Raw genomic sequence first — 25171 nt, forward strand, 5'->3', positions numbered from 1 at the left:
GCGCTATCCTTCCGTATCCGTGCGCGTGCGTTCGCCCTGCACGGCAGCCTCGACCGCCGCGTCCACCGCGGCGGATTCGACCGCCGCCGGGCCCTCGCCTGCGGGCGGGCAGACGGCCTCTCCGGCCTCGCCGCCCACCACGCGCTCGTCTTTCCGCTCCCTATTATACTGCTGCAGCACCCGGTACAGCTCCTCGGCCACCTCGACGGGGACGACGCGCGCCTCCTTGATCTCTTCGAGCGTGGCGCTCTTCAGGTTCTTGAACGACTTGAACGCCTTCAGCAGCGCCTTCTTGCGCACCGGCCCCATGCCCGTCACGTCGTCGAGGATGGAGGCCGTCATGCCCTTGCCGCGCAGCTCGCGGTGGAACGTGATGGCGAAGCGGTGCGCCTCGTCGCGGACCTGCTTCACGAGGTACAGCGACGCCGAGCCGCTGGGCAGCACCACCGGGCCCGTGTCCTGCCAGGGCACGAACAGCTCCTCGTCGCGCTTGGCCAGACCGCACATAGCGATGTCGTCGATGCCCATCCGCTCGAACATCTCGAGCGCCGCCGACAGCTGCGGCTTGCCGCCGTCGAGAATGATGAGGTCGGGCTTGCTGCCGAAGCGCTCGTCGGCCATGCGCTCGGGCGCGTAGCGGCGGCTCATGACCTCCTGCATGGACAGGAAGTCGTTCGCCTCGTCGAGCGGCGTCTTGATCTTGAAGCGGCGGTACTGGTTCTTGTCGGGCTTGCCGTTCGTGAACACCACCATCGAGGCCACCGTGTAGGAGCCGTGGATGGTGGAGATGTCGAAGCACTCGATGCGCATGGGCGGCTCGTCCAGGGCCAGTGCGCTCTCCAGCTGCAGAAGCGCGTTGTTGATGCGCTTGTCGTCGTAGTTCGTGCGCACCTTGTAGCGCATGAGCGTGTGCTTCGCGTTCGTCTCGGCCATGCCCACGAGCTCGGCCTTCTCGCCCTTCTGCGGCGCGGTGATGCGCACCTTCGCCCCGTAGGGGCTGGCCAGCTTTTCGGTGAGCCATGCCTCCATGGCAGCCTTGTCCTCGGGCTCGTCGCGCAGGATGACCTCGTGCGGGATGGACGTGGTGGCATCGTAGTAGCGCAGCAGGAACATGTGCAGGAGGTCGTCGTCGGGCACGTCCTTGCCGCGGTCGAGCACGAACTCGTTGGAGTTGATGATGCGCCCTTCGCGCACCATGAACACGTGCACCCCGGCCACCGTCTCCTCGCGGAACAGGCCCACGACGTCGGCGTCGAGGTTGCGCGTTGACACCGCATGCTGCTTGTCGGTGAGGCTGTTGATGGTGTCGATGCGCGCTTTGATGCGCGCGGCGCGCTCGAAGTCCAGCTCGGCCGCCGCCTCCTGCATCTCGGCCTGCAGCTCGTCGACGAACTCGCGGTGCTGGCCCGACAGGAAGCGCTCGATGCGCTTGACGTGGACGCGGTAGTCCTCGGGCGTGATGCCGCCGCAGCAGGCGCCGGGGCCCAGGCCCACGTGCGCGTCGAAGCACGGGCGGGCGTCGTGCGACATGAGCGCGAGCGGATCCTTCTCCAAACGGCGCTTGAGCTGGCGCCAGTCGGCGCACGACGTGGCGCACAGGGGCACGACGCGCCGGGCGATGTCCACCATGTCGCGGGCGGCGCGGCTGTCGGTGTAGGGGCCGAAGTACTTGGTGTCCGCGCGGTGCTTCTCGCGCGTGTACTTGATGGCGGGGAACACATCGCCCTTCGTGAGCGCGATGAACGGGTAGGACTTGTCGTCCTTGAAGTCGGCGTTGAAGAACGGCGCGTGCTGGTTGATGAGGTTCTTCTCCAGCACGAGCGACTCGTGCTCGTTCTCCACCACGATGTAGTCGAAGCTGTCGATCTGGTCGACCAGCAAAGGGATCTTCGCGCGCTCGTCCTGGAAGTTCACGTACTGGCGCATGCGGGCGCGCAGCTGCTTGGCCTTGCCCACGTAGATGACCTGGCCTGATTTGTCCTTCCAAAGGTACACTCCCGGCAGCGTGGGCACGCTGTTCAGCTCTTCCTTGATGCGCTCGAGCTTGGCGCGCTGGCCGGTTTCGGCGCGCGCGGCGTGGGCGTCGTGCTCGCGCGCGGCACGTTCGAGCGATGGCCGGCGGCGACCTTCCCGTTCGAGGCGCTCGTCGTCGCGAAGCTCCCCCGCATCGAGCGAGGCGTCGCCCGTCAGGCGCTCGACGCCGCCCGCATCGGGCATGCCGAGCGCGGCGCCCGACGCAGCCGACCCGTCGCCAGGCGCGGGAGCGTCGTCGGATGCGGAAGCGTCAGCGGGCGCAGGAGCCCCGTCGAATGCGAGAAGCCCTTCGTCGAGCGGGCGCTTGCTTTGAGTGGTTTCGTTGAGATCGTCCATGCGGCCAGTATAGCAAACCGCACAAGCGTTCCCCTGAGCGCACGTTCGCTCCACGCGGTTTGCAGAAGAGAGACGGATCGCGGAAGGCGTTTCGCCGAGCGCACCGCCGACGAATCCGGTCGGGAACGGCACGGCATTCCCCTATCGGCAATCCGATGCGGCAACATGCCATGCACACGAATGGATGCTTCACATGAAACATCCTCGGCAGTGCTACTACTTCACGGCGACGTAGCGGGCGTAGACGGCTACGCGGTCGGGAGCGTCGATCGGGAAGATCGGCTGCGACACGTACACGTGCGCTGCGGGCCATGCAGAAGGAGCGCCTTTGTCCACCGTGAGATGAAAGCCAGGATCCGGACCGTACGAAGACGTGGCGCACAGCACGTACCAGAGCGGCTCTTCCGTGCCCTCGTCGCACACGGAAACGCAGAACCCGATGCCCTCCCCCGTGTCCCCATCCAAACGGTACGAGTCGTCATAATCGACCGCGAACGACGTAAAGCACGACGTCGGCAGCATGACGTCGTAGTACGGCGTGTCGACCGTGGTGTACAGAGGCTCCTGGGACGACCCCGCCGCGCACCCGGCGAGCAGCACCGAGACCGTCGCCAGAGCAAACCCGATCATGGCGATCCGCTGCATGCCTCCTCCTTTCGACGCTGACAGTATAGCATGCGAACGAATGTTCCGACTCCCCATTTAACGTATAATCCCCGATCATGTCGCGCCCCCTTCCCTCCGGCCGGAGGCGACGGGCTGCGGCGGCGTCCGAGGTAGTTTTGACCGGATCGCACGGGAGCGAAGGCTGCGGAAGCGGGAAACAGGGCCGCCCGTGCAAGTTTTTCGACTTCGTGGCAAAGGACGTCATTCGCGACCAGGGGTTTAGCCTCGGCGCCTCTCGATGCCCGGTCGCTCCTTCCCGATGTAGACGCAAAACGCCCGGTGAATAAGCCGGTCCTCGGAAGCTGCTTGCCACGAAGTCGAAAAACTTGCAGAACCGGCCCGAAAACCAGCGCTGGCGGAGCGCTCGCAGCCGCGCGGGGCGCGGACAGCCCGCGGCAGGCGCCACCCTGCCCCGCAGTACCTCGTCCGCGCCCCCGCCTGGGCTATGAGCGAACGAATGTTTCACGTGAAACATCTTGCAGAAGAGCGAATGGCTGCAGCGAAACGGATGATGGCACCAGGCGTACGATGCGGACCGCCGAGCAGGATTCGGGGCTCGGGTGCAGAAGCAGGCCCTCGACGAGGCAGCGCAGGACGCGAACCGCGTATGTCGCGAGCGCTTGGGCGCCGAGCGCGAAGGAGCTCGGAGCGGAAGAGGTTCGTCAGGCTTGCTCGAGCTTGGCTTTGAACGAGATGGTGCGCGGCGTGTCCAGATCGTCGAACGCCACCTCGTAGGCGCGCTTCTGGGAATCGACCGCCAGCACGCGCCCGGAGCCGAACGCCGCATGCGTCACGCGGTCGCCCACCGCGAAGCGCGCGTCGCGGACGAGGTCGGCGATCCACCGGTCGGCGAGCGCGTAGGCTGCGCGCGCGTCGTCGAGCTCGCGCTCGGCGGGCTTGTTCGAGAACTCGAGCGCCGCCGGGTCGATGTCCAGCAGGAAGCGCGAGGGATAGCGCGGCGCGCCCTCGTGGCCGCGCCCTTCCGCCTCGGTGAGGTACAGCCCGTCGCGCGCACGCGTCATGGCCACGAACGCCAGCCGCCGCTCCTCCTCCATGCCTTGCGGCGTGTCGGTCTTGCGCGACGGGAGCACGCCCTCGGTCATCGAGCAGAGGAACACGTGCGCGAACTCGAGGCCCTTGGCCGCATGGACGGTCATGAGCCGCACCTTGTCCTGCGCGTCGTCCATCGCGTCGGCGTTCGTGAGCAGGGCCGTGTGCGCCAGGTAGTGCTCAAGCGTCACTTCCTCCCCGCACGTCGTCTCGAACTCGTATACGGATTGTTTTAGCTCGGCCAGGTTGTCGAGCCGCTCCTGGCTGCCCTCGGTGCGCAGCGCGCGCTCGTAGCCGCTTTCCGACAGCACGGCCGCCAGAACCTCGGACACCGGCCGGCCCTCGTACGACGAGCGGAAGCGGTCGACCAGCTGCAGCAGCTGGCGCGCCTTCGTGCGCTTGAACAGATCGTCGTCCACGAAGCGCTCGAGCGCCTCGAACAGGCTGCATCCCAGCTCGTCGGCCTTCTCGCGCAGAAACGCCATGCGCCGGGCACCCAGGTTGCGCTTGGGCGCATTCGCCACGCGCGCGAAGTCGAGGTCGTCCTGGTAGGCGACGAGGCGCAGGTACGACAGCGCGTCCTTGATCTCGCGGCGGCCGAAGAACGGCACGCCGCTGTACACCGCATGCGGTACCTCCGCGCGCAAAAGCGCCTCTTCCACGGGCCGCGACGCGTAATGGGCGCGGTAGAGCACCGCCATGTCGCGGTACGCCACGCCCTCGCCGTGCAGCGCAAGGGCGCCCTGGGCGATCCACGCGGCCTCGCCGTCCGGGCTCTTGGCATGGCGCCACACCGTGGGGCCGTGAACCGAGCGCATGGCCGCCAGCCGCTTCGGCACGCGCTCGCGGTTCTTCTCGATCAGCGAGTTCGCGACGGCCACCACGCGCGGCGCCGACCGGTAGTTTTCCAACATCATGACGGTGCGCGTGCCGGGGAACCGCTTGTCGAAGTCCAGCAGGTAGCGCACGTCAGCCCCGCGCCAGGTGTAGATGGTCTGGTCGGGGTCGCCCACCACGAACAGGTTCTTGTGGTAGCCGGCCAGCACCTCCATGAGCTCGTGCTGCAGGCCGTCGATGTCCTGGAACTCGTCCACCATGATGTACTCGAGCCGCTTCTGCCATTTGAGCCGGATGTCGGGGTTCTGCTCGAACAGGTACAGCACGAACACGATGAGATCGTTGTAGTCCAGCCCGAAGCACTTCTTCTCCTGGTAGAGGTAGCCGTAGAAGATGATGTCGCGCGCGTCCGTCGCGTCGAGGTACTTCTGCCTCAGGCCTTCGAGCGGCATGGCCAGCATGTCGCGGTAGTATCCCGGGCGCTCTTTCAGTTTCATGATCTCGATCATGTCGCGCGCCTTCGAGAACGTCATGTCCCGCAGGGTGAGCCCGCGCTCCTCGTAGATAACCTGCAGCATGGCATCGATGTCGGCGTTGTCCAGCACGAGAAAGCTCTTCGGGTACTGCAGCGCATGGCCGTCCTCCTGCAGCACCGACACGCAGAAGCCGTGGAACGTGTTGATGTAGCCGGTGTCGTTGTCGCCCGTAAGACGCCGGATGCGGCGGCGCATCTCGCCTGCCGCCTTGTTCGTGAACGTGGCGCACAGGACGTTGCCGGGCATGATGCCCAGCTCGTTCACCAGGTAGGCGAAGCGGTGCGCGAGCGCCAGCGTCTTGCCCGTGCCGGCCCCGGCGATCACGCGCACGTACCCCTCGGTAGCCGTGACGGCCTCGCGCTGCGCCGCGTTCAAGCGCGGCGCATCGTCCCCGAGAAGGCCGTGTCGGTTTTCCGCTTGCATGTCGATCATTTGTTCCATAGGGTTCAGTATACCAGAAAACGCACAGATGTTCCCGAACAAATGTTTCGCGCGAAGCATTCGGCGCACGAAAAAACCGCCGCTCCCTACATGAATTGATGGAACGCCTCGATCAGCACGGGGACCAGCGCGGAGCAGATGACGCCGTTCAGCACCGAGAGCACGACGGTCTCGCCGTTCGTGCAGCGGATGAGCATGGGCAGCGTGGTGTCCTCGCTTGTGGCGCCGGCCGGCGCGATGCACGTGGGATAGTTGAGATGCTTGGCGATCCAGGGGATGCTGAAGAACGACACGAGCTCGCGCAGCAGGTTCGCCAGGAACGTGATGCTGCCTACCTGCGCTCCGGCGATGTCGGTCATCATGACGCCCGCCAGGCTGTACCATCCCAGGCCCGACGCCACGGCGGCGCCCGTGGGCAGCGACATGCCCGCGAGCGGCGCGCAGACGAGCCCGCCGAGCACGGATCCGGCCACTATGCCGGCCGGGATGATGAGCACGCGCACATGGTACTGGCGCAGCTTGCCCAAGAGGCCGCGGCTGCCGCCCACGCTGATGCCCACGAAGAACATGAGCGCGTAGAGGACGGCTTCCGAATGATCGGCCACAAGGTCGACCGGCGCGAGCGAGACGCCCGAGAGGCCGTACGCCGCTCCCAGCGAGAGAGCTCCCACCGCCACGCCGATCATGACGGTCTCGCCGCGCGCATCCGCGCCGCCCTCGGCATCGTCCTGCGCCGCAGACACATGCCGGCCCGCCGGACGCCGGGCGATGTCGGACATGAACAGGTTCGTCAGCGCGTACACGGCGATCGTCGAGAACGCCACCGGCACGAGGCAGAACAGGATGCTGGCCCATCCCACCTGGCCCAGCTCCTCCAGAAACGAATCGCGTCCGGCGAGCAGCACCCCCATCGAGAAAATGAGCAGTCCAGTGGCCGCGAGCGTCAGCTTCTCGTTCAGCCCTTTGAGCCGTGCAGGAAACACCGTCGCCCCTACGAGCACGCCCGCCGCCATGACCGCCAGTATCTCCACGACTCCCCTTTCCATCGATCAGCGTGCGGGCGCGTCGCGCGCCCGCACGTCGTAGGGGAGCTATCTTACCGCATGATCGAAGGCGGCGGCTCGTCGTTTCGAAGCGTTACGGCCGCCGCCAGCCTCACCGCGCCTGCGACGACGAGCAGCCCCGCGCTCGCCAGAAGCACCGTCGACACGTCGGGGGAGAACGTCAGCAGGTCGCGCCACGGAACGCCCCAGACGAAAGGAAGCGCCAGGATGCAAGCGGGGAGCGCGACGTGCAGCAAGACGCCTCGCACGAGCAGCATGCGCAGCGACCGGGCGCGTACGATCGGCGCGACGCCTCCCCTGCACGCTGCGGAAAGCCGGCGCCGCCACCGACCCGTCAGCAGCAACGGCGAGACGGCGAGAAGCAGGGCGCTCGCGTACAGCACGTCGACGCGTTGGCGCCACGCCCATGTCCACGCATCGTCCATCGGCTGCCCCGTCCCGCCGATGGCGACCGACACCACCCCGCCGACCAGGTCGAAGAACCGGATGTTGCCGCCCGCGTTGTCGTTGGCGTCGCTCAGCGCCACGATGCCGATGCCGCGCTCGGGCAGCAGGCACATGCTGGCAGTGTAGTTCTCCACCTGCCCGTCGTGGGACAGCACAAGCTCGCCGTCGTCCCACGAGAACGACGTCCAGCCCATGCCGTAATACGTATCGCCCTCGGGGTCGGGAACGCGGTCGAGGAACATGCGCCGCACGCTGTCGGCGGACAGCACGCGCGCGCCGTCGCCGCCCATGCCGCCGTTTAGATACATCCGCAGGTAGGAGGCCATATCCCGCACGCTGGAAGCCACGTAGCCCGACGCGGGACCGCCCCATGCGCCGTCGCCTTGGGCATGCCGGAACCCATCGGCCACAGGCAGCCCGAACCAGTCGCGATGGCCCGGCACCATGCCGAGCGCCTCCGCTCGCGCCGGATCGGCCGTCGTCGAAGCCATGCCGAGCGGCTCCAGCACGTGCTCATCCAGGTAACGAGCGTAGTCCTCGCCCGAGGCTCCTTCCACCACGCGCCCCAGCAGGTCGTAGTTCGCGTTCGCGTACGAGAACGCCCCGAACGTCTCTCCCAGCTCGCCGTCGGCGGCTTCCGCGAGCGAATCGTAGGCGCCGAACCCGCTCGTTTGGTTGAGCAGGCTGCGCACGGTCACCTCGTCGGGCACGTCGTAGCCCGGGGCGTAGCGCGACGCGGGCGCGTCCAGATCCACCGCGCCCTGCTCAACCAGCTGCATGACGGCCACCGCCGTGAACGATTTGCTGAGAGAGCCCACGACGAAAGGCGCGTCCGCGTCGGGGCAGTCGCCGAACGTGCGCAGGTAGCGCACGCCGCCGGCATCCACCACCGCTACCGCCAGCCCGGGCGCACCCGCTCGCGGGAAGTTCGCGGCCAAGTAGGCGTCCATGCGCGCGGCCAGCTCATCGCCCGTAGGCTCGAGCCCTTCGGGAGACGCCCCTTCGTCGGCCTCGTCGAGATCGGCGGCGGACGCCTCCGCGTCGCCGGGATCCTCCGGGTCGTCCGAAGCCTTCGCCTCGGTCGCACCTCCGGACTCGGCCTCGCTCGCCGCGCCGTCCTCCGACACGGCCGCCTCGCCGCCTGCAAGCGGCAGGACGGTCGCCTCCCCCGACGCGCAGGACGGCAGCAGAAGCGCGCATGCGGCCAAAGCCGCCGCCACCGCGGCCGCGACGATACCGCACGTCGGTCTTTCGCTCCGGCGTCCCATGCTAGAAGCTGCTGTACACGAACTGCACCGGCTCGCTCAGCCCCGAGAAGACCACGAACCACCCCAGCGCCAGCGCCAGCGCAACCACCGCCAGCGCGGCCGCCGCGCCGAGCAGCGCCGGGCGCGCCTCCGCCGCAGCGCGCGCCGCGGCAGCCAGCCTTCTCGCGCGCGCCATCACGATGCGCTCCCGCCCGAGCCGCCGTCCCCGGCGTTTCCGCCCACGCCGGCCAGCGAAGCGCCCGCGTTTCCCGCCGCGTCCAGTCCCTCGGCCGCACCGAACCGGCCGCCGCCGAGAAACGCGTCGTCGCGATCGTGGACGAAGTCGTAGAACGCCTGCTCTATGCGCACCCAACCGCGCCAGCCGGGATGCACCGTGTCGCACAGGAAGTACTTCTCGTATTCGCAGCTAGAGAAGTCGGCGTAGGCGGCCCCGGCGTCGTCGCACAGCCCGCGGATGCGCTCGTAGTACGCCTGGCGCTCGGCGTGTGCAACGCCCTCGCGGTCGTACCAGGCACCATGCACCGGAAGGATGGTCACGAGCGGCTCGAGCCCTGCCTCGCGGCACACGCGCAGGAAGCAGGCGAGATCGGCGTACTCTTCGTCAGCCTGCGAGAAGTTCTGCCCGCGCTCCACGTGATAGCCCGAGTTCTTCTGCCAGTACGCGTCGTATATGCCGAAGTCGTTCGTGGTGCAGGCGGCGTCGCCCGATGCATCCGCCTGCTTCAGCAGCGCGTTCCAATCCGGCTCGCCGGTGGACGTGCCCGCGGCGCGGACGGTGCTTTTGAGCGGCGCGCCCGCGATGATGCCCGGAAGCCGGCTGCGCGTGCGCAGGTCGTCGGCGAACGCCGTGGCCGCGTCGTTCGCTGCGTCCAGCACGGTGTCGCGGTTGGCGGCCGCCGTGGTCTTCGCGTCCACGCCCAGCGCCTCCACGCGCGAGCGCACGTAGGCCTTCGTCTCACCGGAGATGCTCGGGTTGTTCGCGAACCGGCGGTACAGCTCGTAGGAGAACTTCGAAGCGAACTTGCCCTGGTCGCCGTTCCCTTTGAAGAACCACTGGGGCGACACGACGATCATCACCTTCTTGTTCTTCGCTTCGCCGGCGTACGCGCCTGCGGCGATTGCCTGCCACAGGCTCTGGTCGTACGCCTCGCCCACGTAGGTCAGATCGACGCCCGTCACGTTCTCGCCGAACACCGCCTGCGGGCATTGCGCCACCTTGTCCTTCGAGATGAAGAACTCCGACGAGCCGAACGCAAGATGGCCGTCGTCGCTCATCGACGCCGTGGTGAAGGGCACGCTCTGCGACTTCGTGCCCGAGTACACGTAATCGTAGAGGCGTGCCGGATCGTAGGCGGTCTGTGCAGGCAGCATCGCGCAGACGCCCGCCAACCCGAGCGCGGCGGCCAACAGCCCCGCGAGCACGCCGCGCAGCAGACGCACGCCGGTTCGCGCCCGTTTGGACGCGGGCGCTGCCCCCGGTATGTTCGAGCGCTTCGCCATATCGCTACAGTCTGATCTCCACCTGGTGGATGATGAGGTTCACCGTGTTCATCTCGTCGCGCTCCACCTCCGTGGGGGCAATGTACACTCCGAAGACGTCCTCGATATCCACCAAAAGCTCGATGGCTCCCATGGAGTCCAGCAGCCCCAGCGCGAACAGGTCCTCGTCGCGGTTCGTGCGCACCTCGTCGTCGCCGCACACCTCTTCGAGGATGTCCAGCATCTTCTCCTCAAGCTCCTCGTACGTCATATCAGCCATTGAACGCTCCTTTCACGAGCATCGCGATCTGCCCCGAGAACAGCGCGAACCCGAACATCACCAACTGCAGCGTGACGAACCAGGACAGCGCCTTGAACGCGGGGGCCTTCCTATGGGACTTGTAGAACTTCGACTTCTTCTGAAACGCTTCGTTGCCGGCTAGCAGCAGGCCGTGAAACAGGCCGTACAGCAAGTAGTTGACCGTGAGGCCATGCCAAGCGCCCATAAGGGCCATGTCGAACACGAAGCCCCAGCATGCGACGGCCAGCCGGCTGTCGAACCAACGGCGCCTCAGCGCCAAGCGCGAGAACCGCATGAACACGAAGTCGCGCAGCCAGAACGACAGCGTGATGTTCCACCGGTTCCAGAAGTCCTTGATATCCACGGCCGCGAACGGCGCGCGGAAGTTGCGCGGCGTCCGGATTCCGAAACAGTAGCTGGCGCCCATGGCCATGAGGCTGTAGCCCGCGAAGTCGAAGAACAGGTACAGCCCGTACACGTACGCCGTTCGCACCTGCACGCCCAGCTCGGCGAGGAAAGGCCCCGTTCCCCAAGCTGTCGGCGCATAGAAGCGGTGCAGCCAGACGGCTATGACGAAGGTGTACACGAGCCCGACCAGAAGCAGCAGGATGCCCCGCGCCAAGAGGCCCGCGTACTCGTCGCACGAGCGCACCTTGCGCGCATCCTCGGCGAATCGGCGCGAACGGTCGATGGGGCCCGAGGTGAACACCGGAAAGAACAGCAGGAAGTACAGGTAGTCGAACAGGCCCAGCTCCTCGATGACGCCGTCGCGCACCTCGAACAGCACCTGCAGCGCCTTGAACGTGATGTAGGACACGCCCATGAAGCCCAGCAGGTTCTGGTCGAACACCGCGCCCGCCTTCGCCGAGAGGAGCGGCAACAGGATGAGCGCGAACGCGACGGCGAAGCGCCCGTTCGAGCGAGGGCTGGCCAACACCCAACGCGTCGAAAGCGTCGCCGTCGCCACGAACAACGCCGCCACGGCGAGACCCGGCAGATCCTTGCAGAACAAACACGCCAAGAACGCGGCCGATGCGACCATACCGTAGCGCGCGATCGGCTTCTCGCGCAATCCGAGGAAGGCGGCGCCCGCCACGGCCAGCGCCAAGAGCATGAAGAAGCTGGGGTCGGCGTAGAACGTCATCGATGATCGCCATGCCTCATGCCTCGGCCAGCGCCTTGCGGTCCACCTTGCCGTTGCAGGTCAGCGGCAGCTCGCCCACGAGCGCCACCGATCGCGGCACCATGTAGCCGGGCACGCGCTCGGCCAGCCGAGCCTTGATGAGACGAGCTATCTCGAAGTCGCTGCCTGCAGGACGCTCGCGCAGCACCACGCACGCCTTCAGGTACGCCACGCGCTCGCGGCGACGCACGGGCACGACCGCCGCCTGCTTCACGAGCGGCAGCGCGCCAAGGTTCTCCTCCACGTCCGCAAGCTCGATACGGAAGCCGTTCACCTTCACGAGCGAGTCGAAACGACCGTCGCAGTACAGCATGCCGCTTTCGTCGAGGTGGCCCGCGTCGCCCGTGCGGTAGGCACGCACGGGCGTGCCGTCGACAAGCGTCGCGTCGAAGAAGGCCGCCGCCGTCTTCTCGGGGTTGCGGAAGTAGCCTTTGGCCACCGTGTCGCCCACGATGACGATCTCGCCGATCCGCCCGGCCTCGCACGGGGCGCCCGTCTCGGGGTCGACGATGCGCAGCTCGGTGCCGGGGCGCGGACGGCCGACGGGGAGCGGGCGCTCGTCAACCAGCTCCGAATCGCCGATCTCGACGTAGGTGACCGCCACGGTCGACTCGGTGGGACCGTACGTGTTCGCGATGCGGGCACGAGGGAACCGCTCGCGCAGAGCCGCAGCCGTGGAGCGGCGCAGGGCCTCGCCGCAGAACAGGAACAGGCGCACGTCGGGCAGCAGGGCTTCGTCGAAGCTGCGGTCGGCCAGGCACAGGTCGGCGAACGACGGCGTGGACGTCCACACTTCCACGCCCGAATCGCGTAGGTCGGCGAATAGCGCGCGCAGATCTTCGGTCTCCTCGCGTTCGACGGCGTGCAGGCAGCCGCCGGTGGCGAGCGCGCCCACCACCTCGTACTCGGACAGGTCGAACGAGTACGGCGGTTGGTCCAGGAATACGCGCCCGCCCTCGCGGATCACGGGAAACGTGCAAACCCAGTCCATGAAGCGCGCAACGTTGTCCGCGCCGACCTCGATGCCCTTCGGGCGACCCGTGGAGCCGGACGTGAAGATGAGGTACTGCGTCTCGTCGCCCGTCACCCAGCTCGCGCGATCGGGGACGACGAAGGGGCTGCCCGCTGCGGCGACGGCCGCGCGCGCATCGAGCACGTCTGACTCGGGCAGCGCGCACGCCAGGGCATCGGGCATGTCCTCGGTAACCACCACGAGCGTCTCCCCGAGCTGGGACAGGATGTCCGCGAGACGCGTAAGGGGCATCTCCGTGTCTACGGGGACGAACGCATGCCCGCTTTTAAGGCAGCCGAGAAACCCTGCGATCATACATGCGGATTTGTGGCCGAGCACCACCGCCGGCTGTCGCTTCTCCGTGCGGGCCGCCAAGGCGGCGGCAATGCGATCGGAGGCCTCCCATAGCTCGGCGTACGTGGTCGTCAGGCCGTTCGGCGCCTTGTGGGCAGGCGCTTGCGGATGTTCGCGCACCTGCTGCTCGACTGCGCGTAAAAACTCGTTCTCGCTCCTCATGCTGATCCTCCCGCAGCTTCCACTATCAAACGGAAAGAATCTAGGACGCATTTCTCAATAAAATGTCTACGGGGCCCGCCGATCACCGTCTGCGCACATTTCGGACACCGTTCCGACGCATTGACGCGCACGATCGCGCCTCGTTCAGGCTGCCGTACCGTATACTGGAATCTTCCGAAAGAAAGCGAGCCCATGAGACCGACGATCTACATCGACGCCGACGCCTGCCCGGTCACGTCCGAAACCCTGGCCGTTGCGCGCAAGAACGCGTTGCCCGCGGTCGTTGCGGGCAACGCGACGCAGAACCTTGCTCGGCACATCAGGCGCGGAGATCCGCGCGAGCCCCGCGACGGGTTCTGGGTGGACACGCTGCCCGTGGGCATCGGCGCCGACGCGGCCGACTTCGCCATCGTGCAGGAGCTGGAACCCGGAGACATCGTGGTGACGCAGGACATCGGGCTGGCCGCCATGGCGCTGGGACGGCACGCCCGGGCCATCGGCGTGCGCGGGCGCGTGTACACGCTGACCACCATCGACCTCGACATGCACATCCGCCACGAGGAGAAGAAAGTGCGCCGCCAGGGCGGCCGGACGAAGGGTCCCGCCGCCTTCGAAGACGACGATCGCGAGCGCTTCGCCGCGAACCTCCAGCGCCTCGTAGAGGAGACGCTGCGCGACGGGAAACGGGAGGGCTTCCCTACAAGCTGATCGCTTGCGACGGATCGACGTTGCGCAAAAACGAGGGGTCGTCGAACAACGCCTTGCACGCAAGATCGCGCGAGCGCAACTCGTGTTCGGCTTCGTTCAGCAGGTTGTCGAGGAACCGCACGACGAAGCGAAGGTCGGGCAGGACGCCCGCTTTCGCGTTGCGGTAGTTCGCGCGCACGAGCGCATCGCGAAAGTACCGAGCATGCCGCTCGAACGGCTCGTTGTCCATATCGAAGCCCAGATCGTGCAGGTAGAGCACCGCGAACACCGCCGTCGTCCGCGTATTGCCCTCGACGAAAGGATGAACCTGCCACAACCTTGCGATAAAGCGGCCGAGATGTTCGAGCTGAGCTTCGTCGAACTCGATGCCGTAGACGTGCGACCGCTCCTCGTCGAATAGAAATGCCAGCGAGCGCTCGATCAACGAGGGATCGGCGTACACCACGCTGTCGCCGTTCAGCACGAACTCGCGCTTTTGCAGCGCTTCAGTCTTATACTCGCCGGGTCGATACGTCGCCGCATCGAGATCCTGGAACAACGCGCCATGGATCACGGCGAGCATATCGGGTACCAGCGCGAACGCGCCCGAAGCCAGCAGCTCGACGATGCGCTGGCTCACGAGGTCGGCTTCGCACTCCCCCGCAGCCTCGTCGCGCCCATCCGCCTTCTGTCGCGCGTGGTAGGCGCGAATCATGCTGCCCGTCTCGTCCAGCCCGCGCACGCCGCTCACGTGCTCTCGAGCGAGATCGCGCAGATACGGAGAAGGCTTCAGCCCGTCGACCTCCTGCAAGCCCATCGCAACGCGCCAATAGCCCTCGCGCACAGCGGGGTCGCGAAGCTCGGGCTTCGCCTCGTACGGAAAGTCTTCTGGACAATCGGCGGTCAACGAAGCCTCCTTCGCAACTGTTCGGAACTGGATCACGTTCGCCATTGTAGCGCATTACGAGGCGGGCATGTTCTCCCAGTAGTCGGATGACGTGTCATCGTTGCCCACGATCACCTTCGCGCGCAGCACGCCCTCGGCCGGCAGGTCCGAGAAGCCGACGATCACGCCGTCCATCCACCACTGCAGGCCCTTCATGCCGTACAGGCGGCGCTCGACGAATGCGGTGGACACGCGCAGCTCCGTGCCGTTCTCGATGAAGCCGCCCCCGTCGTCCACGCGAAACGAGAACCCGTTCTCCTCGACGGCCGACGTCACCGTGCCCGACACCGTATAGCCGCAGTCGTACGACGCGAGGATGTCGTCGAGCGTTTCTTCCTCGACGCGCCCCTGCTGCTCGGGCACCAGATCGCGCGCCGGACCGAACACCTTCTGCGCAACGATGGCGCCGTCGGTATGAGCCTCAGTGGAGCGGATCTGCACGCTATCGCCCACCGCCAGCTCGTCGAACGGTACGTCGAAGTGCTCGGTAGACGCGCAATCGACCGACACCTGCGTTCCCGTCGCGATATCCTCGGTGGATTGCGTTATCGCCAGCACGAGCACGAGCGCCTCGTGGTCGATGGAGACGATGTTGCCCGTATTGTGGTACGAGTAGCCCGATCGTACGGGAGGAAGAGGCTGCCCCTCGTCCGATGTCGACGAGAGGCGTGCGTTCGACAGCATCCTCATGAACAAGGGGCCTTCGGACGTCGCGTATTCCACGCGCGGCGTATCGAACCATTCAGGCGTGACCACTTCGATGGCGCCGCCGCCGAGGTCGGTTTCTTCGGGAGATTCCAGCCGAAACGTGGATAACAGCATGACCGGCAGCAGCACGATCGCGCAAAGCGCGGCATACCCCGCCAAGCGATAATCCTTGCCGGATCCTCTCAGCGTTCCCACCAAGACGAACGGGATCGCGACGAAACACGTGACCAGCACGCAAGCGGTCGGGATGTCGTAAACGATGTTGCGCAGCTCCAAACCCTGAGCCGCCGCCTGCTTCTGGCAAACGAAGAAGAATGCGAGCGCGCACACGCTGACGCCCACCGATCCGACGAGCAACGCGATGCACGCCGCACGCAGGTTCGCGCGCGGCGCGGGACGCCGGGGCTCGAAAACGGGCGGCGCATGTCTCGGCCGGGGCGCAGACTGCTCCTCTACCGCACGGTAGCGCCCGACCAGTGCGCACGCCAGCCGCTGGAACACCGCCGCCGTGGCAAGCGCGGACGCGACGAAGACGAGGCCTTGCACCATGAAGCCGATCAGCGAATGAGCCGAATCAAGGACGCCGCTTGCAGCGAGCGCCCATGCCGCCAGGACGAACGCAAGCTCGCCGAGGACCCGTTTGAACGAGCGCCGCGCCCACCGCTCGTTGCTGCCGAGCGCCCAGGATATCGGCAAAACGAGGGCAAGCCCGCTGTACAGCATGAAGATCGCATGATCCCATACCCATGAAAGAGGATTGGGATAGAGGCCGAACAAGCTCGGCGACTGCAGGCAGCTGCCGACCATCTGCACAACAAGCACGGTGACGAACACCGTGAGCGCCTCGGCAGCTACCGCGCCGGCCGAACCGCGCGAAGGCTTGAACGACGCCCATAGCATGAGCGTCGCCCCCATGACCGATGCGTTGACGTACACGGGAAACAGCGTGTCGTCCGCGGGCCACGGCACCAGCGACATCATCGCCGAAACCAGCACGGCGACGAGCGCGCCCACCAGCGCGTACCCGAGCCGCGCGAGCACCTCCCCCGTCCCCGCGCCCGTGCGCTCCTTCGTCGTGAAATCGTCCCGCATAGCGCCCACCCCGTCTACAATCCGTGCGACTCCCGCCGTTTCTGGGCTTCGCGGTATACCGCATCATCGGAGCGAACCCCAATCACGACGATGCGCATGGCATGCTCGATGCGCTCAAGCTTGTACACGATCCGGATGCCATCCGACTTCAATTTCACTTTCATCAGGCCGCTCAACTGGGACAAGCGCTTGTTCCCAAGAGGTTTTCCGTATCCCCCTTCGGATGAGGGAAGAGGATTCGACTGCACTTTGGCGATCGCCTTCACCACGCGTATACGCTGGGATCCGTCCAATGCGCGAAGATCCTCCCGAGCTTCGGGAAGGAACGACAGCTCCCACATCACGCCAGCTCCACGTCTTCGATGGCGTCAACATCCTCAAGCGCGATGCCCAGCTCGGCGTACACCTCTTCCGCAGGGACGGATCCTGCATCCTGATTCGCCGTCAACCGCGCCATCGCTTCGGCCATAAGCACCATGTCGGCCTCGACCTCCGAGAGATAGGCGTACTCGTCCGGCGTCGTGATAACGCGATACGGTGCATTGTTCTTCAACACGATGACGGGCGTGGAATTAGACGCCGACGAGAAAGCCTGCGCGGCCTTGCCCCGGCTGAACGCCGAAACAGGCACCATGTTGTCTAGCAGCTCAGCGGGTGTCGCCATGAAAACCTCCTTATATCGTGAAAATATACTAGCATATTTTCACGATATAGACGAATCACGGCTGCGTGTCATCCTTCTCCTCGGCCAGCGCCTCGAAGGCCGCTTTCATGGTGGGGTTGTTCCTGGTCAGGCGCTTGATGGTGAGGTCTTGGGCCTTGTTGTTCGCCAGGCGCAGGTTGTTCTCGGACGACACGAGGGCGTCCTTGGTCTTCTGCAAGTGCAGGATGGTCTTGTCGATCTCGTCGATGGCCGTCTGGAACTTGCGGCTGGCCAGATCGTAATTGCGCGCGAAACCGCTTTTGAACGTTTCCATCTGCTCTTCGAATTTCGTGATGTCTATGTTCTGGTTGCGCACCACCGCCAGCTCCGCCTTGTACGCCATCGAGTTCAACGCCGCGTTGCGCAGGATGGAGATCATCGGCAGGAAGAACTGCGGGCGAATGGCGTACATCTTCTCGAAGCGGTACGACACATCCACGATGCCCTGGTTGTACAGCTCGCTTTCCGGCTCCAGCAACGTGACCAGCACCGCGTACTCGCACCCCTTCTTCCTGCGGTCGGCGTCCAGCTTCTTGAAAAAGTCCTCGTTCTTGTGACGATGCGACGAATCGTCGGACTCGTTCTTCATCTCGAACATGATGGACACGATCTCGTTGCCCTCCTCGTCGCATTCGCGGAAGATGAAGTCGCCCTTCGAGCCCTCGGACGCGTCGTTGTCCTTCTCGAAGTACGCGCGCGGGAACGCGGCGGCGCGGATCTTGTTGAACTCGGTCTCGCAGTGCTGCTCCAACGACTCGCCCACCATCTTGGTGGACAGGCGCGCCTTCATGTCCTTGTAGCGCTCGATCTCGCCGTCCTTGTAGGCGATGATGTCGTCCTTGGCTTTGAGCTCGATGGCCAGCTGCTCTTTGAGGGCGCTCTCGCATCGGCTCTTCTCGGCGTCCTTGAGCGCCACCTGCGCGGCCAGCGCGTCGCGCTCGCGCTCCAGCGCCGAACGCGCCTGCTCCACCGCCAGCTTCTTCTCCGCCTCGAAGGCGCGACCCTGCGCCTCCACACGTTGCTCCAACTCGACGATGCGGGCGTCCTTCGCAGCCGCCGCGTCGGCCAGCGCCCGCTCGCGCTCGGCGTGGGCCAGGCGCTGCTGGCTCTCGCGCTCACGCTGCTCCGCCTGCAGCCGCGCCTCCAGCTCGGCGATGCGCGCCTCCTTCTGAGCCGCGTCGCCCTGCGCTTTCGCAAGAGCCTCGGCCACGGCCAACTGCACGGCTTGCTGCTTCTCGGAGGCCATCAGCTGCTCGTGGCGACGCACCTCCTTGTCGAACTCGGCGTCGCGCACCTGCTTCAGAATGGCCGCGAAACCGGCCTCGTCGATGGTGAACATCTCGCCGCAATGGGGGCACTTGATCTCGTTCATGCTCGCTCCTTCTCCCGTATCCCCCGATTCTACCCCATCGCCGCGCACCGCCAGCCCTCCTTTCGGGACAGCCGAAGCGATACCCGGTTATTTCCACGGCCGGCTCCTCGATACCAACACGAAGGGCAGGCTAGATGAGCCGAAAAACCGGGCGCTGCGGTAAAAACGAGACGGTTTGGTAATGGCGCTCAATACGGTCATTAGGTAGGACGATACGCTGAACAGGGGTTTCGCGGAAAATCTCGTCGTCACGATAAGAGAAGGGCCTCGAAAGCGCTCGATTCAGGCTTCTTGAATTCCAAACCGTTCCGATTTTACCGCTGCGACCGGGTTTTCGCCTCATCGATCCGTGCGAGCCGGTAGCGTCCCGAAAGTTGGTGTATCAATCCGTTTCTGGAGGGCGGGCGAAGCCTGCCCGAGAAAAACGGACATCGTCTAGAATCGTCAATCACCACAAAAGACAGATTCGAAGGAAGGCGATGCCCGCTATGGACACTCTACTATTCAACGACCCCGAAGTGAAGGGGCTCGCGTTCGCGATCCTCGAGGAATGCACCGACCTGCAGGCCTTCGGGCGCAGGATGCTCGAGCTCCTGGCGAACGCCGCGATGTCGGCGAAGGCCGACGAGGCGTGCAACGCCCCCTACGGGGAGCGCGACGAGGGGCGCGTCAACTCGCGCAACGGCTACCGGGAGCGGGGGCTCTCGACCGCCGCGGGCGACGTCACCCTCAAGATTCCGAAGCTGCGCCGAGGCTCGTTCTTCCCCGAGGACCTGATCGAGCGCTACTGCAGGGTGGACCGGGCGCTCGTCGCGGCGGTGGCCGAGATGTACGTCATGGGGATATCGACGCGCAAGGTGGAGGCCGTCGCGGGCGAGCTCGGCGTGAGGTCGATGTCGAAGTCGCAGGTGTCGCGCCTGTGCGAGTGCCTGGACGCCGAGGTGGACGCGTTCAGGAGGCAGCGCTTCGACGGGGTGCGCTTCGCCTACCTGTGGCTCGACGCCACCTACGTGAAGTGCCGCGTGGAGGGGCGCTCGGCGTCCCAGGCCGTCGTGACCGCGATCGGGCTCGACGACACGGGCCACAAGCGCTTCGTCGGCGTGGACTGCGTGGACACGGAGAGCCACGCCGGGTGGAAGGCGTTCCTCTCCGGCCTGAGGGCGCGCGGCGTCGACGGCGTGCGCCTCGTCGTCTCGGACGCCCACGAAGGGCTCGCGAAGGCGATAGCCGAGACGTTCCAAGGAGCGGCCTGGCAGCGCTGCGTCACGCACCTCATGCGCAACGTGGCGGGCCGCATCCACAGGAAGGACGACCAGAGAAAGGCGCGCGAGGCCATGAAGGCCGTCTTCGCGCAGAAGAGCCCCGTCCTCGTGCGGGCGTGCTACCAAGAGGCGACCGAGGAGGTGCTGAAGATCTCGAGGGCGGCCGGAAACGTGCTCTTGGAGGCCGAGGAGGCGGCGCTCGCCTACCTGGCGTTCCCGGCCACGCACCGCACCAAGATCCGCACCAACAACGTCCAGGAGAGGGCCAACCGCGAGATCAAGCGCAGGACGCGCGTCGTGCAGGGGTTCCCCTCGCGCGAGTCGCTCATCCGCCTGGTGGGAGCGGCGCTCATCGAGGCCGACGAGGAGTGGTCGGCGCGCTGCGTCATCTCCAGGCCCTCGCTCGCGCACGCCTGGAAGGCCCAGGAGCGCGAGGCCCCCGGCGAGGCCGAGGTGCTCGCCGCCCGCGAGGCGGCGCGCAAGATCATAGGGAGCGCCATTGACCCGAAGGAGGACGAAGGCTAAGATTCACCTCGCAAGGGTGCCGGCGATTCTCCGGCGATGGCCCTGATACACCACGATTCGGGACGCGGCCTGCGAGCCTGTTTGCCGCGCACGCCGACAGGTGCCGTCGGATCGCGGCGGCTTCGTCGCGCCGATTCTCGCACCTGGCACCGTAGCGCCCCACCGCGAAACGCGAGCACGAGGAAGCACGGCGCGCAGGCGGCCCCGCGCGCCGAACGGGCTCATTCCGATGTCGGCTCAACAGCGAGGCCGCTTCGTCGCCCCCGCCCTGCCCCCGTTCTTTCCCGCACCCCTTTCCCTTCGACATGCTGTTTTGTTTCGAATCGTTTAAATAAGCGCAACCATCGCAATTCGGTCTTTATAATGAGCCTAGTATGAATACACGTGAATGGAGGTCCGCCAAGATGAGTTACGTCGATAACGTCATCGAGCAGGTCAAGGAAAAGAACCCGAACGAGCCGGAGTTCATCCAGGCCGTCACCGAGGTGCTCACATCCCTGAAGCCGGTCATCGAGTCCAACCCCGCCTACGAGAAGGCCGGACTGCTCGAGCGCATCGTCGAGCCGGAGCGCGTGGTCATGTTCCGCGTGCCCTGGGTGGACGACGCGGGCAACGTGCACGTCAACCGCGGCTACCGCGTGCAGTTCAACAGCTGCCTCGGGCCCTACAAGGGCGGCCTGCGCCTGCATCCGTCGGTGAACCTCGGCATCATCAAGTTCCTGGGCTTCGAGCAGATCTTCAAGAACAGCCTGACCACGCTGCCCATGGGCGGCGGCAAGGGCGGCTGCGACTTCGACCCCAAGGGCAAGTCCGACATGGAGATCATGCGCTTCTGCCAGAGCTTCATGACCGAGCTGTTCCGCCACATCGGCGCCGACACCGACGTGCCGGCCGGCGACATCGGCACGGGCGCGCGCGAGGTGGGCTTCATGTTCGGCCAGTACAAGCGCATCAAGAACGTGTGGGAAGGCGTGCTCACGGGCAAGGGCCTGTCCTACGGCGGCTCGCTGGCCCGCACCGAGGCCACCGGCTACGGCCTGATCTACTTCGTGCAGGAGTACCTCAACTGCCACGACGACAGCTTCGAAGGCAAGACCGTCGCCGTTTCCGGCTCGGGCAACGTGGCCATCTACGCCACGCAGAAGGCCCAGCAGCTGGGCGCGAAGGTGGTCACCATGTCGGACTCCACCGGCTGGATCCACGACCCGGCGGGCATCGACCTCGACCTCGTGAAGCAGATCAAGGAAGTGGAGCGCGGCCGCATCTCCGAGTACGCCGCGCGCAAGGAGGGCGTCGAGTACCACGAGGGCCGCGGCGTGTGGAGCGTGCCCGTGGACATCGCCCTGCCCTGCGCCACGCAGAACGAGCTTTTGCTGGAGGACGCGAAGCAGCTCGTGGCCAACGGCTGCAAGATCGTGGCCGAGGGCGCGAACATGCCCACGACGATGGACGCCACCGACTACCTCATGGAAAACGGCGTGGTGTTCTGCCCCGGCAAGGCGGCGAACGCAGGCGGCGTGGCCACCTCCGGCCTGGAGATGTCCCAGAACTCCGAGCGCCTGTCCTGGACGTTCGAGGAAGTGGACAGCAAGCTGCAGGGCATCATGAAGAACATCTACCATGCAGCCGACGACGCTGCCAAGGAGTACGGCCACGAGGGCAACTACGTCATGGGCGCCAACATCGCGGGCTTCAAGAAGCTCGCCGACGCCATGATGGCCCAGGGCATCGTGTAGTCGCGGCAGCCCGGAAAGCATCGCGCGCGGAAACGGGTCTCGTCCTCAGGACGGGGCCCGTTCTTTTTGCCATGCAATGCGCAGGACGAACTCGGCCGTCGCCCGCTTACCGACCGGGCCGATCACGCTCCAGCAGCGACACCGTACGTTCGACGAGCGCGACGGGATCGTCGCCGTCCTCCGGGAAGCGCACGGCGGCCGAGCGAACCGCGCAGAACGTCTTCCTGCCGTCGATGCGCACCTTCCACAGCAACGCCAGCTCGAGAGCGCGCATGAGATCGACGAGCGAACCACGATCGACGTAATCGCGGATGACGATCGCGAAGCAGCCCGCGCTCACGCGCGCAGCCACGTGTTGAACCTGGATCACCTCGTCGATCTCGCCTTTCACGCTTTCCAGATACGAACGGCGAGCCTCCGGTCCCAACGACAGCGCCGCATGCTCGAAACCGTCCACCATAAGACAGACGATCGTCAACGGAACGGCCTCATCACGGCAGGCGGAGCGTTCGAGCTCGTCGACGAACGCGCGATAGGCGAGCAACCCCGTCTCGTCGTCGCGACGCACGGCTTCGGCATGAAACCGACGCGCACGTCGAAGGGCGAGCAAGGCGAAGGCCAGTCCGAAGATCAGCGCCTCGACCACGATCACGCCCACGGCCAGGAAGATGGACCATTCCCGGGGAATCCAACCCTGCTCGGGCATAATGGACAGCGTCCATTGCGTGGGCATGTTGAACGTCGACTTCGCCGCATGGGAGAAATCGTGCGAGCCACCCGAAGCGGCGATCACGTCCTTGCTGCCATCCTGAGGGCTGACCGACCATAGCTCGTACAGATACCCCGCTTCCTCAAGGGAGGCGAAGTCGAGCTGTTCAAGCACGTAAGACTCCTTGACGCCCACCACCGCCTCGCCGTAGTACGAACCACCCACGTTCACCGGTCTGACGAACAGGAAGACGTTCTCGCCGCTCGACAGCTCGACCGAACTCTCCACCACGAAGCCGTCGGTCCACTTGGCCAGCGTGTACACGTACGAGAACGAGGTGAGATCGTCGCCGACGGTATCCCCGAACTCCTCCTCGGGATAGGCGTAGGCCATCGTGTCGCCGCGCACGTAGGCGACGTAGGACACTTCCTCGCGCTCGAGCAGCTCGCCCGCCACGCGAGGGAACCAGGCCTCGTCGTCCGGATCGACCTCGAAGGCGGCCGCGAGGTCGTCGACCGGGCTCACTTCGTCGTAGAGTTTCGTAACCATGGCCTGCTGGAAATAGTTCAGCAGATTCAGGGCGTCGCGCTGGCGCATAGCGCCCATCTCTCTATAGACGAAGGCGCCCAAGGAGCCTACCAGCGCAACGACGATCAACGCGAACCCGGCGAAGCCGATCACGGTCGCCACATTGCGGCGTCTCACTGCGCATCCTCTTCGCCGAACACGAAATACCCTTCCTTGCCATGCTGCTTGACGCGATACAGAGCGTTGTCGGCCTGCCCCAAAAGCGCATCGGCGTCGGAAACCCGGTCCCACACGGCCGCGCCGATGCTGCAATGCACCGAGACCACCGCGTCGCCCACCTGGATGTCCACATGAAGGTCGCCCACCATCTCGTCGAGCACGGCGCGCAGCTCGCCTTCGTCGTCGATGTCGGTCATGAGCATCACGAACTCGTCGCCGCCGTAACGTCCCACCATGCCGTCGTAGCGCCGCTCGTAGCCGCGCAGGGCGTAGCCGATGGATTTCAAAGCCGCGTCGCCGGTCGCATGGCCATACGTGTCGTTGATCGTCTTGAAGTCGTCGAGGTCGATGAAGCAGAGGGCGTACAGGGATCCGCCGTCCCGCGCGTTCTCGAGCGCACTCGCCAGCTTGCTGGAGAACACCGAGCGCGTGACGGTGCCGGTCAGCCCGTCGGACAGGCCCGACGAGGTGAGCTCGAGGATGTCGGCGATGTCGGCTTCAGCCGATCGCCCATCGTCGTACACTTTCCTCTGCAGCTCCTCGACGGACTTCTCAAGCATGCGGGCGTTTTCCATTTGACACATGAAATCGCGGCGAAGCAACAGGAACACGCCCGCGACGATCGCCAAACCGGCGGCGATCAGCGGAGCGAGCGCGGCCATGACCTTGGTGTACGCGTCCCAGAAGCTCGTCACGCATACGGCGTCCCATGCGGTATCGGCGATAGGAACGGCCGTGTAGTATCGTACATCCAATCCGTCTACGGTCCAGAAGGACACCGGGTTGAGCGCCATCAGCTCCCGCTCCACGACATCGGCGGTCATACCGAACGCGATGCTGCTGCGAAGCGGGTCGAGGAACATGTCGTCGTACACGAAACCCGACGTGGCCGACATCGTCTGGCCCCGGCTTCCGATGAGCACCGATCCCACATCGGGGCCGACGGCGCTCTCGGCGAGGATGCGCACCATATCGTCGAAGTACAGCGAGACGAACAGCGATCCCGTCATCTCGCCGCCGTCGAAGAGGGGCACGAGCACGACGTAGTTGAGCGTCACGCCGTCGGCGCCGGCCGCGAAGCTGTCGGTGACCAAGCCCTGACCCGTGGAATAGCATTTCTGCATGAAATCGCGGCTGGCGAGGCTCGCCGAACCTGTCACGTCCCACACGTTCATCTCGTCATCGACGTAGCATAGCAGGAAGTAGCCGAAATGCTCGTTCACCTGGTCGAGCATCGTCACTTTGTCCATGACCCAGACGGAGCGTTCGTACAGCGTCGGCTGCTCGGCCAACGATTCCAGCAGCTTGAAAGACTCCGCGACGCTCGACTCGATGCGCGCCTTGGCGTTCGTCAGCGATACGTCGGCCCGATCGCGCATATCCCGCACGGCCAGAACCGCGCCCATCACAGCGGATGCGATAAGCAGCGCCAACGCGAGCGCGACTCCGTACAAGGCCATGCGCCGGAACGAGAACCGCGTTGTTCTCAGGTTTTTGCCTGTTGTTTTCGCCAT

20 protein-coding genes are annotated in these 25171 nt (G+C 65.7%); 3 read left to right on the forward strand and 17 right to left on the reverse strand.

Annotated features, from left to right (window positions below; genetic code table 11):
* Positions 1-3 precede the first annotated feature (3 nt).
* The 10 genes from uvrC to dltA form a co-directional block, all read right to left on the reverse strand.
* Entirely contained in the window at positions 4-2370 is a 2367-nt protein-coding gene (gene uvrC, locus ELEN_RS08945) for an excinuclease ABC subunit UvrC (protein ID WP_021410735.1), read from the reverse strand.
* Positions 2371-2586: 216 nt separating this feature from the next.
* The gene (locus ELEN_RS08950) at positions 2587-3015 is read right to left on the reverse strand and encodes a hypothetical protein (protein WP_015760788.1); all 429 of its coding nucleotides are present in this window, start codon (positions 3013-3015) and stop codon (positions 2587-2589) included.
* Between the two features lie 683 nt (positions 3016-3698).
* The gene (locus ELEN_RS08955; RefSeq protein ID WP_009307185.1) at positions 3699-5900 is read right to left on the reverse strand and encodes an ATP-dependent helicase; all 2202 of its coding nucleotides are present in this window, start codon (positions 5898-5900) and stop codon (positions 3699-3701) included.
* Between the two features lie 86 nt (positions 5901-5986).
* Entirely contained in the window at positions 5987-6931 is a 945-nt protein-coding gene (locus ELEN_RS15925) for a LysO family transporter (protein WP_015760790.1), read from the reverse strand.
* 65 nt (positions 6932-6996) lie between these two features.
* Complete coding sequence (locus ELEN_RS08965; protein ID WP_015760791.1) at positions 6997-8679, reverse strand: serine hydrolase domain-containing protein; 1683 nt, start codon at positions 8677-8679, stop codon at positions 6997-6999.
* Position 8680: 1 nt separating this feature from the next.
* The gene (locus tag ELEN_RS16315) at positions 8681-8857 is read right to left on the reverse strand and encodes a hypothetical protein (protein WP_156732906.1); all 177 of its coding nucleotides are present in this window, start codon (positions 8855-8857) and stop codon (positions 8681-8683) included.
* Positions 8854-10119 carry a D-alanyl-lipoteichoic acid biosynthesis protein DltD gene (dltD, locus tag ELEN_RS08970; RefSeq protein ID WP_231566088.1) on the reverse strand — a complete coding sequence of 422 codons (1266 nt, stop codon included), beginning with the start codon at positions 10117-10119 and terminating at the stop codon, positions 8854-8856. The genes ELEN_RS16315 and dltD overlap by 4 nt, the downstream gene beginning before the upstream one ends.
* Positions 10120-10183: 64 nt before the next feature.
* Positions 10184-10438, reverse strand: a complete 255-nt coding sequence (gene dltC, locus ELEN_RS08975) for a D-alanine--poly(phosphoribitol) ligase subunit DltC (protein ID WP_009307189.1) — start codon at positions 10436-10438, stop codon at positions 10184-10186.
* Positions 10431-11603 carry a D-alanyl-lipoteichoic acid biosynthesis protein DltB gene (gene dltB, locus ELEN_RS08980; RefSeq protein WP_009307190.1) on the reverse strand — a complete coding sequence of 391 codons (1173 nt, stop codon included), beginning with the start codon at positions 11601-11603 and terminating at the stop codon, positions 10431-10433. Before dltB ends, dltC begins: the two co-directional genes overlap by 8 nt.
* A 16-nt stretch (positions 11604-11619) precedes the next feature.
* Complete coding sequence (gene dltA, locus ELEN_RS08985) at positions 11620-13170, reverse strand: D-alanine--poly(phosphoribitol) ligase subunit DltA (RefSeq protein WP_009307191.1); 1551 nt, start codon at positions 13168-13170, stop codon at positions 11620-11622.
* A gap of 192 nt (positions 13171-13362) precedes the next feature.
* Between dltA and ELEN_RS08990 the strand changes: the two genes are divergently transcribed.
* A complete protein-coding gene (locus ELEN_RS08990; protein WP_009609235.1) occupies positions 13363-13878 on the forward strand; it encodes a YaiI/YqxD family protein in 516 nt (171 codons plus the stop codon).
* Here ELEN_RS08990 and ELEN_RS08995 read toward each other — a convergent pair.
* Genes ELEN_RS08995 through ELEN_RS09015 form a run of 5 tightly spaced genes read right to left on the reverse strand, consistent with a single transcriptional unit; the run spans position 13868 to position 18678 of the window.
* Positions 13868-14764, reverse strand: a complete 897-nt coding sequence (locus ELEN_RS08995) for a Fic/DOC family protein (RefSeq protein WP_015760794.1) — start codon at positions 14762-14764, stop codon at positions 13868-13870. The genes ELEN_RS08990 and ELEN_RS08995 overlap by 11 nt on opposite strands.
* Before the next feature lie 54 nt (positions 14765-14818).
* Entirely contained in the window at positions 14819-16603 is a 1785-nt protein-coding gene (locus ELEN_RS09000; protein ID WP_015760795.1) for a hypothetical protein, read from the reverse strand.
* A 14-nt stretch (positions 16604-16617) separates the two neighbouring features.
* Positions 16618-16944: a type II toxin-antitoxin system RelE family toxin gene (locus ELEN_RS09005; protein WP_009609259.1), complete on the reverse strand. Its 327-nt coding sequence runs from the start codon at positions 16942-16944 to the stop codon at positions 16618-16620.
* Positions 16944-17267 carry a hypothetical protein gene (locus ELEN_RS09010; protein ID WP_009307196.1) on the reverse strand — a complete coding sequence of 108 codons (324 nt, stop codon included), beginning with the start codon at positions 17265-17267 and terminating at the stop codon, positions 16944-16946. The genes ELEN_RS09005 and ELEN_RS09010 overlap by 1 nt, the downstream gene beginning before the upstream one ends.
* Before the next feature lie 55 nt (positions 17268-17322).
* Positions 17323-18678 carry a DUF2130 domain-containing protein gene (locus ELEN_RS09015; protein ID WP_015760796.1) on the reverse strand — a complete coding sequence of 452 codons (1356 nt, stop codon included), beginning with the start codon at positions 18676-18678 and terminating at the stop codon, positions 17323-17325.
* A gap of 488 nt (positions 18679-19166) precedes the next feature.
* On the opposite strand from ELEN_RS09015, the gene ELEN_RS09020 reads away from it, so the two are divergent.
* Positions 19167-20465 (forward strand): IS256 family transposase, encoded by a 1299-nt coding sequence (locus ELEN_RS09020; RefSeq protein WP_227101377.1) that lies wholly within the window; start codon positions 19167-19169, stop codon positions 20463-20465.
* Between the two features lie 404 nt (positions 20466-20869).
* Entirely contained in the window at positions 20870-22201 is a 1332-nt protein-coding gene (gdhA, locus tag ELEN_RS09025) for an NADP-specific glutamate dehydrogenase (protein ID WP_009307198.1), read from the forward strand.
* 106 nt (positions 22202-22307) lie between these two features.
* Here the strand turns inward: gdhA and ELEN_RS09030 are convergent, their stop codons facing one another.
* Both ELEN_RS09030 and ELEN_RS09035 read right to left on the reverse strand, forming a co-directional pair.
* Entirely contained in the window at positions 22308-23615 is a 1308-nt protein-coding gene (locus ELEN_RS09030) for a GGDEF domain-containing protein (RefSeq protein WP_009307199.1), read from the reverse strand.
* The gene (locus tag ELEN_RS09035) at positions 23612-25171 is read right to left on the reverse strand and encodes a GGDEF domain-containing protein (RefSeq protein WP_009307200.1); all 1560 of its coding nucleotides are present in this window, start codon (positions 25169-25171) and stop codon (positions 23612-23614) included. Before ELEN_RS09035 ends, ELEN_RS09030 begins: the two co-directional genes overlap by 4 nt.

The organism is Eggerthella lenta DSM 2243, from assembly GCF_000024265.1.
In the GTDB taxonomy this organism is placed as follows: Bacteria; Actinomycetota; Coriobacteriia; order Coriobacteriales; family Eggerthellaceae; genus Eggerthella; species Eggerthella lenta.

What these genes read in the sequence shown, in the direction of transcription:
- ELEN_RS09005 (WP_009609259.1), bottom strand. Translation starts at nt 16,944, where the DNA reads ATGTGGGAGCTGTCGTTCCTTCCCGAAGCTCGGGAGGATCTTCGCGCA.
- ELEN_RS08965 (WP_015760791.1), bottom strand. Translation starts at nt 8,679, where the DNA reads ATGGGACGCCGGAGCGAAAGACCGACGTGCGGTATCGTCGCGGCCGCG.
- gdhA (WP_009307198.1), top strand. Translation starts at nt 20,870, where the DNA reads ATGAGTTACGTCGATAACGTCATCGAGCAGGTCAAGGAAAAGAACCCG.
- ELEN_RS09035 (WP_009307200.1), bottom strand. Translation starts at nt 25,171, where the DNA reads ATGGCGAAAACAACAGGCAAAAACCTGAGAACAACGCGGTTCTCGTTC.
- ELEN_RS09020 (WP_227101377.1), top strand. Translation starts at nt 19,167, where the DNA reads ATGGACACTCTACTATTCAACGACCCCGAAGTGAAGGGGCTCGCGTTC.
- ELEN_RS09010 (WP_009307196.1), bottom strand. Translation starts at nt 17,267, where the DNA reads ATGGCGACACCCGCTGAGCTGCTAGACAACATGGTGCCTGTTTCGGCG.
- ELEN_RS08990 (WP_009609235.1), top strand. Translation starts at nt 13,363, where the DNA reads ATGAGACCGACGATCTACATCGACGCCGACGCCTGCCCGGTCACGTCC.
- ELEN_RS09000 (WP_015760795.1), bottom strand. Translation starts at nt 16,603, where the DNA reads ATGCGGGACGATTTCACGACGAAGGAGCGCACGGGCGCGGGGACGGGG.
- ELEN_RS09015 (WP_015760796.1), bottom strand. Translation starts at nt 18,678, where the DNA reads ATGAACGAGATCAAGTGCCCCCATTGCGGCGAGATGTTCACCATCGAC.
- dltC (WP_009307189.1), bottom strand. Translation starts at nt 10,438, where the DNA reads ATGGCTGATATGACGTACGAGGAGCTTGAGGAGAAGATGCTGGACATC.
- dltB (WP_009307190.1), bottom strand. Translation starts at nt 11,603, where the DNA reads ATGACGTTCTACGCCGACCCCAGCTTCTTCATGCTCTTGGCGCTGGCC.
- ELEN_RS08950 (WP_015760788.1), bottom strand. Translation starts at nt 3,015, where the DNA reads ATGCAGCGGATCGCCATGATCGGGTTTGCTCTGGCGACGGTCTCGGTG.
- dltA (WP_009307191.1), bottom strand. Translation starts at nt 13,170, where the DNA reads ATGAGGAGCGAGAACGAGTTTTTACGCGCAGTCGAGCAGCAGGTGCGC.
- ELEN_RS08955 (WP_009307185.1), bottom strand. Translation starts at nt 5,900, where the DNA reads ATGGAACAAATGATCGACATGCAAGCGGAAAACCGACACGGCCTTCTC.
- uvrC (WP_021410735.1), bottom strand. Translation starts at nt 2,370, where the DNA reads ATGGACGATCTCAACGAAACCACTCAAAGCAAGCGCCCGCTCGACGAA.